The organism is Pantoea sp. EEL5 (assembly GCF_049892805.1).
In the GTDB taxonomy this organism is placed as follows: Bacteria; Pseudomonadota; Gammaproteobacteria; order Enterobacterales; family Enterobacteriaceae; genus Pantoea; species Pantoea ananatis.
The window spans coordinates 2241404-2257673 of sequence record NZ_JBNDNJ010000001.1 but is presented as its reverse complement, the minus strand read 5'-3'; the positions used below and the strand labels follow the sequence as shown (position 1 = coordinate 2257673).

The following is a 16270-nucleotide window of genomic DNA, read 5'->3' as shown; positions in this document are numbered from 1 at the left end:
AGTTATCCCGACGTGGAGGTTGCAGAGTGGATCAAGGTTTGTGGCGGCCAGACCCGTTTGGGTAGCAGAGCAGTGATCAGCAGCAGCAGTAGCGCAAAACCGATCAGCAGCAGCCAGGTATCACTCAGGCCGAGCACCAGCGCCTGGTGCTTGACCTGGGTGGCGAAAGCGCGCAGGTTTTCAACAGAGCTTGCGCTGCCGTCTGGCAGAAGCGGATAGCGGCCACTGGCCTGGCCGCTGTCGGGGGCCGTCATTAGCCAGGGTCTGCTGGCCGCCTGATTAATCAGGATGCTGGAGTGAAACTGCTCACGATGGCTGACGAACCATGACACCAGGGTTGAGGCGGCGATGCTGGAGAATCCCCGCACGGTATTAAACATCGCTGAGGCGAACGGGCCTTCCGGCGGGGCAACGACGCTGGTGGCGCTCATCAGGACCGGCAAAATGACCATCGGTTGGCCCGCGGCCTGTAAGGCCTGAATCAGCCAAAAGTTGTCTCTCGCCCAGCCGGTGGTGATCTGCATGCCGAGCAGACAAGCGGCGATAAGCAACCCCAGGCCGAGCGACAGCACCCAGCGACAGTCGATCCAGCGAATATTCAGCAGGGCGGCGATAAAGGGCGCGATAATCAGCTGCGGTAAGCCGATGGTTAAGGCCAGCGGCGCAAACTGGGCAATACGGAACCCCTCAACCTGAGCAAAATAGGTTGAGGGCAGCGCCGAGCCGGACAGTGACACAATGAGTACGCCCGCCAGTACCAGTAAGCCGTGCATCAAATTACGCCGCCTCAGCATCTGCAACTTAAACAGCGGCAGCGGATGAAACCACTCGTTAATCAAAAACACAATCAGTAGCGGCAACGCAGCAAGAAGCATGGCCGCAATGAGCTGCGAATCAAGCCAGTCGAGCCGTTCGCCTTGCGTGAGCACCAGAACGACCAGCGCCATGCCGCTACAGCCGGTGAGCATGCCAAACAGGTCGATCTGCTGAAACCGTTCGGTGCGCAGGGGATCCTGAGGTAATCCCCAGGCCATCAATACGAGGGCAATCAGCATGCCGGGCACGACCTGCCAGAACACAAACATCCAGCTGACTTCATCTGTCCAAAAGGCCGCCAGCGAGGCGGCCATGTTCGGGCCAAATGTGGCGGTAAGCGCATAGGCGCCCAGGCCATAAAGCTTAACCGGAGGGGGCAAAAATCGCAGCGCGACGGTCATCAGCATCGGGGGAAGCGCGCCGCCAAACAGGCCCTGCACGACGCGCAAGGCAATAAACAGAGCAGGGTTCGTCATCAGCGGCAGCAGCACGCCGGATAATAAAAAACCGGCGGACATGATCAGCGAAAAACGGCGCAGGGAAAACGTCACGGCAAACCACGGCGCAATCATCATGGCGGCGACTTCGGCGGCCTGATAAACAGAAACAATCCAGCTACCCTGGTCGTAGCCGATGCCCAGCGCGGCACGAATATCGGCCAGGGCGATATCACTGACCCGATCGTTAAGGCCTGATGTCAGTGCGGCGATCCAGACGCCAAGCAGGCCTAATGCCAGTCGCAGGGTAAAGGGATGCAGCGTCGGCGCATTGCCGGGCCGGGTTGTCATAGCAGGTGCTCTCATTATTATGGTTCGATGTATTGCAATGCGATACATCGCGGCGATATTACATGGCAATATGCTGTATTGCAATGCGGTACATGCTGTAAAACGTGCGCTTTTCGGGTTACAGTAAGTCAGCTCAAAAAGGACGACGCTATGACTCATCAATCATCCAGCCGCGAGGATGAAAAAACGGGCGGCATTCAGGTGATTGCCCGGGCGGCAAAAATTCTTAATGCCTTAGGCGAACATCCCAGTGGCATGAGTCTGGGCGAGATTGCGCAGGTGGTCGATCTGCCGCGTTCCACCGTACAACGTATCGTGGCAGCGCTGGATAGCGCAGAGCTGGTGCGAAGCAGCGGGGCGGGCGGGCTGCGCCTGGGGCCGGCTTTGCTGAAACTGCTGTCCAGCGTCAACACGGATGTGGTGGATTTAGTGAAACCCCTGCTGGAAAAACTCTCTGCCGATACCAATGAAACCGTATCGCTGGCCCGCGCAAGCGGCTCACAGCTGGCGGTTGTGCATTATGTTGTGGCGTCACGCGAGCTGCGTGTGGTGCCGCGCATCGGACTGGATCTGCCGCTTTACAGCACCTCAGGCGGCAGAGCATTGCTGGCGCTGGAAAGCGATGCCGACGTGCAGGCGAGGGTAGGCGATGACTGGCGCGAACTGACCGATAAAACGGTTAAAACGCTGGCGGCGCTTTTGCAGATGATTCACGAGGTGCGTAAAACCAGTATTTCCTACGATCGCGGTGAAACGCTTGAAGGCGTTTCAACCATGGCTTTCGCGTTGGATACGATCTTCGGCCGCTTTGCGGTGTCATTACTGGTGCCTACGGCACGTTTTAAGAAACACGAGGCACGTTATCGTGAGGAAATGCTGCAATGTAAACAGGCGCTGATTCGCGAAATTGGCAAAATCGCCGCTGTTGAAGGATAACGTCCCGATGAAAACAGTCTTAATGGCTATTGATAACACCCCCGTTGCGAAGAAAGTGATTTCCCTGACGATTGAAGAAGCGCTGGCACATCGTGCAGAAGTGATGGTGTTATGCTGCATCGATCCCGCTTATTCATCCTGCAGCCAGCCTATCGATATTGATGCGGGTGAAGATCCGGCGGATTTTGTCGCGGCTCAGGATGAACAGAACACCGCTGAAATGGTGGTGCGCCATGCGCTGGCCCCCTTATTGCAGGCTGGAATCAAGGCGCGGGGCATGATACTGGCCGGCGAAGCGGCGGACACGATTGTGGCGCAGTCGCAACAGTTAAACGCCAGCATGATTATTATGGGGCGACGCCATTTGTCTCCCTTTAACCGTTTATTGAAAGGATCTGTGAGTGCGGCCGTTGTTGAACGCGCGCATTGCCCGGTACTGATTGATGTGCGTAAGGATTAACAACGTAGTATGACTTCCCTGCTTTTAATTACGCTGGTGGCCTTTGTGCTGCTGGCGATTATCATTTTTATGTTGGTCAGAACGACCCGGTTGCGCGTCTGGCAGGGCATCGTCCTGTTTATCCTGCCGCTCATCCTGTCGAATATTTTATTGTTCAAGTGGATTTTGCCTCAGCAACAGCAGGAAAAACGCTACGAACGGGCTGCGGACTATATGGCGCAGGCAACGGTCTATCGGGTATTGCGTACTCAGGAACCGGCCCTGTGGCAATTACTGACACGCGAACTCGCCCACAAACTGCGTGAAGGGGAACCCATGATTCAGGCCGTTGGCGAGCTGAGAGGCTGGCTGACGGATGTGATTAATCAGCGTCTGATGCGCGCGTCAAACCATGCCATCGTTAATTACATTGGCGTTTCTGTCGAAGAAATGCAGGCGCTAAATAAACGCGATCCCGGCCTCTGTTTTCAGTTTCTCTATCCGCAGGTAAAGGGCGGCGTAAATCTGGCAAAAACGCTGCCGGCCGCGCTGAACCAAAAAGAGGCGGAAGCCACGGAATATTTGCTGCTTAACAGCCTGGCGGAAGAACAGCCGATGGATCGCGATCAGGCTCAGGATGATTTGAAGAATATTGTTGATCGCCTATACCAGAAATGGGGCGATAAGCTGCAGCAGCTCAATATGCCAGCAGACACGGCAGTGGACCGCTCTTCAATGTGTGCCATGTCCATCGATCTCTACAGTGCAATTCTCGCACTCCCGGACAAGCAGGCCGCGAATCTGCTTCGTAGAATGATTGCGCTTTCCGGTGAGGGATAAGCAAAAAAAGCCCGCTTAACGCGGGCTAAATTGAGAGGCTTTTTTTAGTGAGGCTTTTTATTAGTAGAGTCATACCTGGTGTTGTGCTTTGACTGTTTCTCGTTAGATGCAGTTTCGCAGTTTAATGGCACATTATGCCAACTGTTTAACCGTATTGAATCAATTGGTAAAACTTCGTAAATACGCGACAGTCGCGTACTATTCCTATAGATACGCATTTTGCAGCACCTTACACTGCGTCAAAATGTGAGGGAAAAATGAAAAAAACACTTATTGGTGCACTGGCACTTATTTTGCTGAGCGGCTGTACCGCCAGCAAACCCGGGGCGTTTGAGCGGGTCGATGAAGACACCTCCTCAAATACGGTACAGTACCGTTTCGATCCGTCAAAAGTTAATCGCGATGCCATGGAAATTGATGTGGCGAAATACTGCATGGATAAGGGTTTTGATAAGGTAGAAAATCTGCCTGCTCAGGACAGCACAATACCAGGCCTGAAGAAAACCTGGTATCAGTGTAATTACGCGGTGAAGAGTTAACGAATAAAACGAGGTGGGATTGAATCCCACCTTCTTTTTTATATTATGCTGTGTGAAATCTTTGCCCTTCAGTTTTTCTCATATCTGGCGGACATCCTTTCCTGTTGCCGCCTGTCGCTATCCTGCCCTGATATCATTTTTGACCCGCTGATAAAATAACCCGCTGATACTGTGGACAGGACAGTGGTACTTAATGCTTTCATACGACATCTCCACTTTTTCGATGCTTAAAATATTACGCTGAAATAGTGGAGTAAACATGTAGCCAGTGTAGAGTTACTTCGATAATTATTTCTTTATATTTCAAAATGGGCGGTGGCGGATAAAGAATCTGACTATTCCAATCAGAACAGGATGAATAAGCGCTAATATGCGTAAGACCTGTCTTAAAAACAAGTAAGAAAAGCGTTGTCCCGGTTGGGGAAATCGGAGCTACATTATTAGCAGGTCTATAAAGGGAGGCAAACATGGCTCACAAGGTAAAAAATATTCTGCCACTTCAGGCGGAGTTAGCGGAATGCCCGCTTTGGTCGGTAAAGGAGCAGGTATTGTGGTGCGTTGATATCCTGGCACCGGCGATTCATCGTTTTGATCCCCTTAGTGGCGAACTGACGACCTTTCCTCAGCAGGAGGAGGTAGGGTGCATAGGCTTGCGTGAACAGGGCGGTATCATCGCCGCGCTGCGCGGTGGCGTGTGGCTGCTGAATGAGCAGGGCAAACCACAGAAAAAAGTGGCTGATAATCCCGGTATCGCGGAGAAAAGCCGGTTCAATGACGGACGTGTCGATCCCTGGGGCAATTTCTGGTGCGGCAGCTTGTGGGAGCCACAGGATAAAAACGGCGGTTTGCTGTGCCGTGTGACGCCAGACCTGAAACTTGAGGTGAAAGCGCGTGATATCAAGATCTCAAACGGCGTGGCATTCTCCCCCGATCGCCAATGGATGTATCACACGGATACGCCCAATGAAGTGCTTTACCGCTATCCGTTGGATGCGCAGGGCGAACCGGGCGAGCGGGAGGTTTTTCGACGTTTTGACGCCAGCGGCGGTTTACCCGATGGCGCAGCGGTAGACAGCGAAGGTTTTTACTGGTCGGCACTCTTCGATGGCGGCCGGGTTGTGCGCATCCATCCTCAGAATGGTGAAATCGTCGATGAGATCAGGCTGCCGGTTAAGTGGCCAACGATGGTGGCCTTTGGCGGAAGCGAGTTAAAGACGTTGTATATCACCAGTTCACGAGAAAATCTCAGTAAAGAAGATCGGGAACGTTACCCGGAATCGGGAGATATTTTCGCGGTTGAGCTGGACGTGGCCGGCATAGCGGAACCGCTGTTTCGCGGCTAAAAAGGGAGGCCAGGCTGTCCTGGCCTCTGAAATTACTGGCGTTGCAGCTGCGGCGCGCTCCCGGACTGACTCTGCGGCATCCGGATAGTGAGCGACAGCAGTAAGGACATGACCAATAGCGTCATGATAAGGCTGAACGTCACGGTAAAACCGCCAAACAGTGAGGCAACCAGCGATCCCAACACGCTGCCAATGCCAAACCCCAAATAAATCAGACCATAGTTTTTCGTCAGGTTATTCAGGCCGAAAAAGTCACTGACCAGGGAAGGGAACACGGTAATCGTGCCGCCGAAGCTGAAAGCGACACAGGCCAGCGACAGGAAAAAGGTGGTCTGGTTCATGTGCGTAAACAGTAATACGCTCATGCCTGTCAGAGCGATCAACTGGGCCAGGGAAATAACCCGGATACGAACCATTTTGTCCGACAGGACGCCCAGCACCAACCGACCACTCAGGTTAGCGACGGCAATGACGGTGACCGCGTTAGCCGCTGTCTGAGTGCTGAGGTGCACCAGGCCTTCCCCGATATCTTTGGCGACGCCAATGACGTAAAGCCCGCTCATGCACGCCGTCAGGAACATCAGCGCCAGCATCCAGTACTGCGGAAGGCGCACTGACTCAGCGAGCGTATAATTGCGGGTTGCCTGATGTTGCGCCGTTGACGAACGTTGCAATGGCGCATCGCGCATCATCAGCGCACCGATAACTATCATCGTCATGGCTAATAACCCCCAGAGAATAAAGGTTTTTTCAAGCCCAAACTCAGCCAGTAGCGCTCCACAGATAAATTTGAAACCCAGGCTGCCCAGGCCGTAGGCACCAATCGCGCAGGCGGATATCATCCCTTTACGTTCAGGAAACCATTTCACGCAGTTAGACAATGTCATCAGGTAACCTGCGCCGTCAGCCAGCCCCAGCAGAATGCCTGCGCTCAGGTACAGCATGACCAGGTTATCGGCATGTGAAGTCAGCCATAAGCCCAGCGCCATCATTACTCCCGCGCCAATCGTCACCTTACGGACACCAAAACGTTCCTGCAGCTTACCGGCAAGCGAAGAGGCTACCGCCAGGCCCAGACTCAGTAATCCAAATGAAAAGGCCACCTGGCTCACCGATGCCGCCAGCTTTTGCGACAGCTGACCGTTAAACAAACTCCAGGTATAAACCGATCCCAACGCAAACTGGGTAATCACTGTGCCGAAAAGGGTTAACCAGCGTGTACGCTGACCAACAGCCTGTTGTCGCTCATTCATTATTTTTACTCCCACAGGAAAACTGGAAACTGCGGCCAGATTAAACAAATGCCTGACGCGCGGGAGGGAAAAGAGCATGAACGGAATGCAGAATGGAATGAAATGCCGTGAGAGCGGCATGAATGGCAGGCCCGATAAACGTAACCAGACTAACCATGTGATGAGTTCAGGTAAACAGACGTAAGGGAGTGTTACAGGTAGCGGTTTTTACCGGCAGGTTGCATGTTTTTTTGCCAGGCTTAAAGTCCATTCAACAGGAGGAAATATGAAAGACCGGACATATGAATCCATCACCAGTGAGGATGAAGTTTGCTGCATTATCGGTCAGGCAGTGATCGAATTGAGCACAGAGCAGCAGCCTGTCACGAAATCTACGCTGGCGCTAAAATTATTGTCAATGGCGGATCGTGACAGCGACGATGAGCGAGTTCTGCTCTACTGGATTGCGCGCAAGGCGATCAATCAACCACAATATCTTGTCAATCAGCAGCAACAATGGGCATGAGGCCCTGACAGGAAAGGGTTCCACGCCCGGTACGGTTCAGCGTAACGCACAGCGCGTAATCGTAACGCGTACAGCACACCTGAAAACTGACCGTAAAATCGTGGTAAAGCCAGGGATGGCATCGACCTCCTCTTCTCCCCCCAGTGATCTCTCTTCCCCGACCCGGCTGCCGTTTCACTTTACATTCTGATCTGTCTCGCGCTGTGGCGCTTCCCGATGCTGCGGCCCGCGTTCTGGTGAGTCTCACGCTGGACGGGGCGGTTCAAAGAATCGGATGAAAGACGCCCGCGGACCTGTGATCACACTCAGACATATTCCCCCTGCTGACAGGCACCACCCGTTGTGGGAATAATGAATGCCTGTTTTCCCTGCCGGAGAGGTTTATGAATTCAGTCCCCCTCAAGTGCCTTGGCGTAATGATATTCGCTATCCTCACTTCGGCATGCAGCCCTTCATCCAATGGTCACATTCCTCTGGGTAAATGTGACGTTAAAGGGACTTACAGTATAAATTTCCCACGCTTTGACGAAACGGCACAGCAGTTAGCCCATGCATCTGGCTGTTTTATTGAGACGGACTTGTCACGAACCGGCGCTGTCCACGTCAATCCTGTGCAGGGAACCATGACGATTCGGGAAGCGGTCAGTCAGGCGATTAAAGGCACCTCACTTACCATCGTGGCGCAAAAACCGGACACCATCACCGTTGAATAATCAGGGCGAAGAATATGCGTAACTTAGCGGCGCTAACAGGAATGGTGTGGCTCTTATCCGTGTCAGCCTGCTACGCCGGTCATGGCGGAGCGGACAGCAATGGCGGAAGTGGCCTTCCAGGAAAGAACGGGCAACGCGGGATGGCGGGCTGTCCCGGTGGCACGCCACGCTCAACAGACGGTCACTTTTATTTGCCGGGTACACAGGAGCGGTGCAATCCGCCCTCTGCCAAAAAACACCACTGGGGCCCGCAGCGGAGCGTTGAGAGCATTTAGGCTAACCCGCCTGAATGCCTCACGGGCACGTTAAAAGGTGAGAACGATGAACCCTGACGCTTTTTTGCCCCTTGCGGGCCAGTTTTATCGCGCGGTGTTATCTGAGAATGCCCGGGCTGTCCTCGCTGCGCCCGGGCTGCAAAGTGCTGGTCGTTATCATCGGCAGGGGCAATCAGCGTTATATATGAGCCCCAGGCCTGAATGGTCTGTAATCGCGGTTTCAGGTTACATGCGGGAAGATGGCTTACCGCGCGTGCTCATTCCGCTACGCGTGATGGGGGCCAGGGTTGTCGATCAGCGGGATAAAGCGCGTTGTCTGCAAATGGGAATTATCCCCGAGCTATCGAATCGCCCCTGGCGTCCCGCGCTGCAGCAGGGACAAACGCCGGACGCCTGGGAAAATGCGGACAGAGCAAGAGCATTAGGCGCCGATGGGATAATTGACTGTTCCCGTATGATTCCCGGCGGTTGGCACCTCTGTCTGTTCCGCTGGAATACAGAGAATGCGCCATGCGTTGCGGTATGCGGCAAACCCATTACGATCACGCTTTCACAGAATGGCCCCAAATGGGGATTATAACGGGTGCAGTGCAGCCGAAAACCTCCCCTCTGAAACCCTTCAGACAGGTGAATAACATGAGAACCGCTTCTCTGCTGCTGTGCTCGCTCCTCCCATTAATGGCCCTGGCGACAGCGCCAGATTATCCGGGATGCGACCTCAATGTGCAGCATCCGCTGATGGCGGCGCCAGTTGGCAGCATGACGGACGTGCGTGAGGCGCACATTGTTATGCGTGCCGATGTCCTACAGGCCGATATCGGCAATGCCCGGAAAGCGCGCCAGCTCACGCAGCCAGAAGCCCGCGCGCTGTGGCAGGACATTGCACAGGTGCGCAAAGACAGTGCCCGGTGGGTGAAAGTCCAGGGGTTTTTAAGTGCGGCGGAGCGGGCCAGTTATGACCGCGCGCTGGATCGCGTGGCGGTGCAACTCTGTAAACGCGGATGAACCCTGACAAATTAATGTTTTGATCAAAATGGATAATCTGATTTCACTGTCAGTAGCCTTAAAAACAACTAAAAAAGCAATGCTTTTCTATTTTCATAATTCATATTTATAACGCCGTTCACAATTATAAGCTTTTCCACTCTTTAACCGAAAATACCCTACTTTAGCTTTACTAAAGCCTGTGTCCGGAAATCACAGAAAGGATGGACGTTATGCTCGCTATCCCTGCCGATATTTGCGCCCGGCACGTCACGCGCTTTAACCGGCATTTCCCTGCCAGACTGTAAACATGCCCCTCAGAAACTATTTTTTTATTTATGAATGTTTTTAACGAATCAATGTGGTTTGGGGGCTTTACTATGTCGTCATAAAACCGGCCTTTCGCCAACCGCGGCATCATGCAATGTGCCCGGCGCAGGGTACGCCTTAAAATCACATCCGCAGGTAAAATGCCGCTGGCGGAGCTGGAAACGATCGTATTTTTCACAAGCGGAGGTCAGGTGCAATGAAATAATTTCGGAAAAGGATAATATTATCCGGAATAATTATTAACCGTGTGGTTTGTATCAAGTCATAATTTTTTGACATGAGCGTCATCATAACGAACGCGTGCTGTGCGCGCACGAATCTATATTGGGAATGTTATCACTTTGAGAAGAAAGCAGATGCCCTTAAGAATATTCGTCTCAATTAATATGTAACTCTGATGTATTTTACTTTTCGATCTTTAATTCTACATTTTTACACTTTAATGAGATAATAAACTATAGTTTAAATTTATCTGGTTTTATCTACTTTGCTGCAAGATTAAATTAGTATTAAAGATCGTATATACATTTAATTTCTTTATTTTGTTTGTAAATCAAAAACTCCAATGCATAATTGGCTTTGCCAGTTTTAAGGTGTGTTTTTAATTAATTTCTATGCTTTTGTTAAATGTATAAATATTTGTTAAATAGATATTGATCTGTTTGATGATATTTATTTGTTATTGCATTAATCAATTAACGGGATTAAATAGCTATGAAAATTAATAAAGTTGCAGTGGTTTTGATGCTTGCTCTGGGAATGGGCGCAACAGGTGCGCATGCGGCCAATCAGGGACAGGGAAAAATCACTTTCCATGGTCATATCATTGATGCTGCATGTTCCATCGGGAGTGACAGCGAAAAACAAACTGTTGAACTGGGCCAGATTTCAGCTCGACAGCTAGAAGATCAAGGAACATCCAGCCCAAAAGTTTTCACTATTGATCTGGAAAACTGCCGCATGAACAGCACCGACGATGGCAATGGTAACACTGTTATCACCTCGCCAACGGTGAAAGTGACCTTCGGTGGAACGGCTGCAGTAAAATCCGATGGCTCCACAGATAATAATAAGTTCGGCATTATGGGCACCGCATCCGGTGCGGGCGTGGTGATCACCGACGCGTCCAGCGCAATTATTCCCGTTGGCGGTTCCAGTGAAGCCCGTACCTTAATTGAAGGCAATAATACGTTGGCATTCTCTGCCTATCTGCAGGGACTGGACGACAATAATGCGATTAAATCCGGTGAGTTTACCTCGATTGCTGACTTTACGTTGGCGTATGACTAAGAGCTGATCACAAACGTTTCCCCTACCCGGTCAGCTCATGACCGGGTAGGGGAGTTATCTACAGGCATAAACAGGATGCATATTGTTTATTTGCGTTTGACGCTATTCATCTTTTTTATTTGCCATTTCACTGTCCAGGCGTCCCCGATTAAAGATGAGGGGCAGGGCCGTGTTTACGTTAATGGTCAGATTCTGACATCGGCGTGCAATATTCATACTGAAGATGTCTGGCAAGAATTTGTGTTCGATTCACTTACGCCGCATATCGTAGAGAATAATAATGGGCTCAATGAAAAACGATTTTCCATTCGCTTAGTGAATTGTGATCTTAGAGACGAAGATAAATGGCGAAGCATAGCGTTCACCTTTTCAGGTGAGGCGGTTTCTCACGCGCCCTCTTTATTTTCGCTGAGGGGCGAGGCCAAAGGGATTGCACTCAAAGTGACTGACAGTGACGGCGAGCAGGCATTGCCGGGCATACCTATGCACAGCGTTGTCCTGAGTCAGAATGAACATCAGTTTGATTATGTTATGCAGGTGGTTCCGGATGGAAAAGTCTATATAGAAGGCGACTGGGCGGGTGCAATACGTTTTATGCTGAGTTATCAGTAAATCCCTTTCTTGCACGATTCGCTATAACAAAAGATAACGTAAATGGGTAAATCACAACTATTACATCGATATTGTCTTTTTTTTAGCGTTTTAATAACGATGTCGGGTTATTGCGTCGATACACGCGCTGTTGAATTTAATACTGACATTCTTGATGCCGAAGATCGAAATAATATTGATTTATCCCGTTTCGCCCGTGCGGGTTACATCATGCCGGGTACCTATAGTCTCACACTTCGATTGAATGAGCGGAATATCATTGAACAGGAGGTGGTGTTTAAAGAGAAGAAAGGTGCCGAAGAAGTGCAGGCCTGTCTGACGCCTCAGCAGGTTGAGTTACTCGGTCTTAAGCACGCTGCGCTGGCAAAGATAAGCTTTGACCATAATGACGACTGCGCTGATTTTTCCGCGCTGGACGGTGTCAGGCTGCGCGGCGATCTTTCAACCTCGTCGCTCTATATTTCGGTACCCCAGGCCTGGCTCGAATATCAGGATGCCACCTGGCTGCCGCCTTCACGCTGGGAGAATGGCGTACCGGGGGTGATGCTGGATTATAACATCAATACCAGCTTCACCCGTCCGGTACACGGCAGTCAGTCACAGCGAGCCAGTGCCACCGGTACGCTCGGTGCAAACAGCGGGCCCTGGCGTTTGCGGGGCGACTGGCAGGCTAACTACAACAAGACCGGCGGCTCCAGCGGTGGCACGACCCAACGTATCGACTGGAGTCGCTTTTACCTTTATCGCGCGCTGCCGTCGCTTATGGCGAAACTCACTCTGGGTGAGGATTATCTTCGATCGGATATTTTTGATACATGGCGCTTCACCGGCGCGTCATTGGTCAGCGATGAAAGCCAGCTGCCCCCCAGGCTGCGCGGCTATGCGCCGGAGGTGAGCGGCATTGCACGCACCAATGCCAAAGTCATCATCAGCCAGCAGGGACGGATCATTTACGAAACCATGGTGGCGGCAGGACCGTTCCGCGTGCAGGAACTCAGCAGTGCGGTGAGTGGGCAACTGGACGTAAAGGTGGAAGAGCAGGACGGTAGCGTACAACACTTTCAGGTCACCACCGCCACCGTGCCCTATCTGACCCGGCCGGGCCAGGTGCGCTACAAGCTGGCCACCGGGCGCCCCTCCGATTTCCACCACCATGTGCAAGGACCGACATTTGGCACCGCCGAAATATCATGGGGCGTGGCTAACAGTTGGTCACTGTATGGCGGGAGTATTTTCTCTGCGGACTATCACAGTCTGGCCATTGGCGTGGCTCGTGATCTTTACCGGTTTGGTGCGCTCTCAGCGGATATCACCCAGTCTGCAACATCGTTACCGGACAGGGGACATTTACAGGGCCGTTCCTACCGTTTGAGTTATTCAAAGCGCTTTGACGACTTCAACAGCGATTTGACCTTTGCGGGCTACCGTTTTTCCGAACGCAATTACATGACCATGACGGAGTACCTTGACGCGCGCTATCGCAATGGCGTAACGGGCAGCAGTAAAGAACTTTATACCGTTACGGCGAGCAAAAGTTTTACGGATCTCAACCTTTCTGCCTACCTGAGCTGGTCTCACCAGACGTACTGGGATCGCCCGCGTGCCGACCGTTACAGCCTTTCTGCCAGTCGTTATTTCGATCTGAACCGTTGGCGCAATCTGTCCGCCACCGTTTCCGCCGTGCGAACGCGCGATTACGGCCGTAAGGATGATGCGCTCTGGCTAACGATAAGTGTTCCTTTTGGTCAGGGGACGGCCAGCTACAACGGCAACTGGAGTCAACAGACTTACAGCCAAACCGCAGGATGGTATGAACGCCTGGAAAACGGTGACAGTTATCGCCTGTCGGCCGGAACGCGAAGCGGAAAAAGCGAGAGCATCACGACCCAGGCGAGCGGGCTGTACAGCCACACAGGAACGGCTGCAGACATCACCGCCAATCTGGACTGGCAGCAGAACGGCTATACCTCAGCGGGCTTGTCGATTAGCGGCGGCCTGACAGCGACCAGCGAAGGGGGCGCGCTCCATGGCAGCAGCGTCAGAGGAGGCACCCGAGTGTTGGTCAGCACCGATGGCGTGGCGAATGTGCCGGTGGGCCGTAATGGCATGACCAACCGATTTGGCCTGGCCGTGGAACCCTCCGTACCCGGCTACTATCGCGCCACGGTCAAGGTAGATGTGAATCGGTTGCCGGATGACATCGAAATCAGTAGCGCGCCCGTTGCGGAAGTTTCACTGACCGAAGGGGCGATTGGTTTCCGCCGTTTTGACGTGCTCAAGGGTGCGAAAGTCGTGGCGACTGTCGCGATGGCTGACGGCACTTTTCCTCCTTTCGGGGCCAGCGTGCGCAATGCAAAAGATCAGGAGTTAGGCATGGTGAGTGAAGGGGGCTTAGCCTGGATTTCAGGGGTTAAACCCGACGAGGTGCTGACGCTGTTCTGGGGCGACAAGGCACAGTGCCGGGCAACGCTTCCGTCACTCATCCCCGACAGTCAACTGCTGCTGCCCTGCGAGTAACCTTCCCATGCAGCCTGTCTGGGATCTGAAAGCAAACGTATACAAGGTGCAAACGAGATGATGAAAAGACGCAAGGATAGGTGGGCATTACTGTTGATAACGAGTGTGCTGGCGACGTTGGCAGGGCAAACAGCGCAGGCCGCCATTGCCCTTGATCGCACGCGCGCCATTTTTAACGGAGGCGAAAAAAATCTCATCCTGAATATCAGCAACGACAATCAGAAAGAGCCCTATCTGGCTCAGGCCTGGCTGGAAGATGCACAGGGCAATAAGCTCACCAACTATCTCAGGGTCACGCCGCCCGTGCAGCGCGTGGAGCCGGGCGCAAAGAGCGTCATTCGCATTACCGCGTTGCCCTCTTCCGCCTCGCTGCCGCAGGACAGGGAAAGTGTGTTTTATTTCAGCGTCCGGGAAATTCCGCCGCGCAGCGACCGCGCCAACGTGTTGCAACTGGCCCTGCAGACCCGAATCAAACTGTTCTATCGACCAGCCAGCATCACCCCTGAGCGCTTCAGCCGCCATGATGATCAGTTAGTCCTGCACAAAGTGAAAGGCGGTTTCCGCGTGGAGAACCCAACACCTTATTACATGACGTTGCTGGGGATCATCAGTAAAGGCAACCGTGCTGTTGAGAAAAGCTTTGTGCCCGTCATGATCGCCCCGATGTCGAGCGAGACGGTGAAGTCCTCGGTTTCCCGCGATCCGCAAATTATCACCATTAATGATTTTGGTGGAAAACCTGTTCTGCCCTTTCTTTGCCAGGGCTCGGTATGTCGGGCCGCTCCCGTGGCCGTCACTCAGCACTGAAGAAGGAGACAGAATAGTGATAGTGCGAGCGTCTGAACTCTATGTCGGATGGAAACACATGATGGCAATAACCCTGATCGCAGTGCCGCTGATATCCACATTCCCGCGAGCTCACGGACGGGAAGCCCGGTGGGAAAATACGCTAAGAGGAATGTTGCAGGCCTCAGGCTCATTGATCACCTCGCCCTGTGTATTAATGCCGGAATCTCAGGTTCAACATATTACGCTCAGCCCTGTTGCGTTGGCGGCGTTAAACAAGACAGGCGATGTCACTGTGCCCGTGGATATTCATCTCGTACTGGATCACTGTCCCAGCGGCGCCCGGCATTCTGGCACCCCACAGGACCTGCGCCACAGGTTATGGCTCGCCGATCAGCGCTCGGTCAGACTGCGTCTCCTCGGCGACAGGGCCAATGATGATGCGCGATTTTTCAGCATAAAAGGCGCATCCGGTCTTTCTCTGCGCATGGAGGATCCTTTGGGTAACCTCCTGATTCCCGGCCTGTTAAGCCAACCCGTTCCGCTTGCCGAGGGGCGCAATGACCTGGTACTCAAAGCACAGCTCTGGCGTAACCGCGATCCGCTGGAAGCGGGCGAGTGGCAGGCCGTTATCAACATTGGCATGGAGTACGAGTGATGGAGAACCTAATCCGTTTTCGTCGCGCGGGCGGTGGTTTGCTGATAGCGATTGGCCTCACGATGTTCACCGCGCTGCTGCTGGTCAGGGCGAAAGCGGATGCGGGATCAACGGACGTTGTGTTCCGCGGAACGCTGCTTGCCGTGCCCTGTCTGGTCGACATGGATTCGGTGGATCAGACGGTAGCCTTCTCGCCCATCGTCGCCCGGCACTTTACCACCAATCATCAGTCCTATCCGGTCGACTTTTCCATTGCGCTAAAAGAGTGTGACCTGTCTGTCGGCTCGCAGGTAAGCGTCACGTTTTTTGGCGATAAAAACGCCGTAAATCCTGCACTTTTTGCGCTGAATGGCACGGTGGAAGGGTTGGGGCTGGCGGTCAACGATGCTCAGGGTAACGCGGTACTTCCCGGTGTGCTTCAGCCGCCTGTTGAACTCACCGACACGGAAAATCGGCTGGAGTGGCTGGCCCGATTGCAGCGTACGGCCGCAAATGGCGAGGTCACGTTAGGGGAATACAGTGCAATGATCACCTTTCAGTTGCAATACGAATAAAACAGCACCGTTACTGCCGCCTTGTAGTCAAGGCCGCAAAGCGCACAGCATCAGGAGGTACAGTCGTTGAATATCTTCAGCTTGTTAGATCA

17 protein-coding genes are annotated in these 16270 nt (G+C 52.9%); 15 read left to right on the top strand and 2 right to left on the bottom strand.

Annotated features, from left to right (window positions below):
* Positions 1–2: 2 nt before the first annotated feature.
* Complete coding sequence (locus ACPXSQ_RS10585) at positions 3–1604, bottom strand: MFS transporter (RefSeq protein ID WP_105091648.1); 1602 nt, start codon at positions 1602–1604, stop codon at positions 3–5.
* 150 nt (positions 1605–1754) lie between these two features.
* Between ACPXSQ_RS10585 and ACPXSQ_RS10580 the strand changes: the two genes are divergently transcribed.
* The 5 genes from ACPXSQ_RS10580 to ACPXSQ_RS10560 all read left to right on the top strand — a co-directional run bounded on the left by ACPXSQ_RS10580 (position 1755) and on the right by ACPXSQ_RS10560 (position 5701).
* The gene (locus ACPXSQ_RS10580) at positions 1755–2540 is read left to right on the top strand and encodes an IclR family transcriptional regulator (RefSeq protein WP_072138917.1); all 786 of its coding nucleotides are present in this window, start codon (positions 1755–1757) and stop codon (positions 2538–2540) included.
* Between the two features lie 7 nt (positions 2541–2547).
* Complete coding sequence (locus ACPXSQ_RS10575; protein ID WP_014605321.1) at positions 2548–3000, top strand: universal stress protein; 453 nt, start codon at positions 2548–2550, stop codon at positions 2998–3000.
* A 9-nt stretch (positions 3001–3009) separates the two neighbouring features.
* A complete protein-coding gene (locus ACPXSQ_RS10570; protein ID WP_013026612.1) occupies positions 3010–3819 on the top strand; it encodes a hypothetical protein in 810 nt (269 codons plus the stop codon).
* Positions 3820–4076: 257 nt separating this feature from the next.
* Positions 4077–4358, top strand: a complete 282-nt coding sequence (locus ACPXSQ_RS10565) for a lipoprotein (protein ID WP_014605322.1) — start codon at positions 4077–4079, stop codon at positions 4356–4358.
* 467 nt (positions 4359–4825) lie between these two features.
* Entirely contained in the window at positions 4826–5701 is an 876-nt protein-coding gene (locus ACPXSQ_RS10560; protein WP_426143645.1) for an SMP-30/gluconolactonase/LRE family protein, read from the top strand.
* Positions 5702–5733: 32 nt separating this feature from the next.
* Here the strand turns inward: ACPXSQ_RS10560 and ACPXSQ_RS10555 are convergent, their stop codons facing one another.
* On the bottom strand, positions 5734–6954 hold the full coding sequence (locus ACPXSQ_RS10555; RefSeq protein ID WP_014605324.1) for an L-lactate MFS transporter: 1221 nt from the start codon (positions 6952–6954) through the stop codon (positions 5734–5736).
* A gap of 265 nt (positions 6955–7219) precedes the next feature.
* On the opposite strand from ACPXSQ_RS10555, the gene ACPXSQ_RS10550 reads away from it, so the two are divergent.
* The 10 genes from ACPXSQ_RS10550 to ACPXSQ_RS10505 all read left to right on the top strand — a co-directional run bounded on the left by ACPXSQ_RS10550 (position 7220) and on the right by ACPXSQ_RS10505 (position 16178).
* A complete protein-coding gene (locus ACPXSQ_RS10550; RefSeq protein WP_013026608.1) occupies positions 7220–7459 on the top strand; it encodes a hypothetical protein in 240 nt (79 codons plus the stop codon).
* Between the two features lie 383 nt (positions 7460–7842).
* Positions 7843–8172 (top strand): STN domain-containing protein, encoded by a 330-nt coding sequence (locus ACPXSQ_RS10545; protein ID WP_210456128.1) that lies wholly within the window; start codon positions 7843–7845, stop codon positions 8170–8172.
* Between the two features lie 321 nt (positions 8173–8493).
* Positions 8494–9027 carry an RES family NAD+ phosphorylase gene (locus ACPXSQ_RS10540; RefSeq protein WP_014594232.1) on the top strand — a complete coding sequence of 178 codons (534 nt, stop codon included), beginning with the start codon at positions 8494–8496 and terminating at the stop codon, positions 9025–9027.
* A 56-nt stretch (positions 9028–9083) separates the two neighbouring features.
* Positions 9084–9452, top strand: a complete 369-nt coding sequence (locus ACPXSQ_RS10535; RefSeq protein ID WP_246872860.1) for a hypothetical protein — start codon at positions 9084–9086, stop codon at positions 9450–9452.
* A gap of 1023 nt (positions 9453–10475) precedes the next feature.
* Positions 10476–11051 carry a fimbrial protein gene (locus ACPXSQ_RS10530; protein WP_013026604.1) on the top strand — a complete coding sequence of 192 codons (576 nt, stop codon included), beginning with the start codon at positions 10476–10478 and terminating at the stop codon, positions 11049–11051.
* A 75-nt stretch (positions 11052–11126) separates the two neighbouring features.
* Positions 11127–11663, top strand: coding sequence for a fimbrial protein (locus ACPXSQ_RS10525; protein ID WP_013026603.1), 537 nt, complete (start codon positions 11127–11129; stop codon positions 11661–11663).
* Positions 11664–11705: 42 nt separating this feature from the next.
* Positions 11706–14180 (top strand): fimbria/pilus outer membrane usher protein, encoded by a 2475-nt coding sequence (locus ACPXSQ_RS10520; protein WP_426143640.1) that lies wholly within the window; start codon positions 11706–11708, stop codon positions 14178–14180.
* 57 nt (positions 14181–14237) lie between these two features.
* Entirely contained in the window at positions 14238–14987 is a 750-nt protein-coding gene (locus ACPXSQ_RS10515) for a fimbrial biogenesis chaperone (protein WP_210456131.1), read from the top strand.
* A gap of 58 nt (positions 14988–15045) precedes the next feature.
* Complete coding sequence (locus tag ACPXSQ_RS10510) at positions 15046–15624, top strand: fimbrial protein (RefSeq protein WP_217268014.1); 579 nt, start codon at positions 15046–15048, stop codon at positions 15622–15624.
* Positions 15624–16178 (top strand): fimbrial protein, encoded by a 555-nt coding sequence (locus ACPXSQ_RS10505; RefSeq protein ID WP_019106037.1) that lies wholly within the window; start codon positions 15624–15626, stop codon positions 16176–16178. The genes ACPXSQ_RS10510 and ACPXSQ_RS10505 overlap by 1 nt, the downstream gene beginning before the upstream one ends.
* Positions 16179–16270 lie beyond the last annotated feature (92 nt).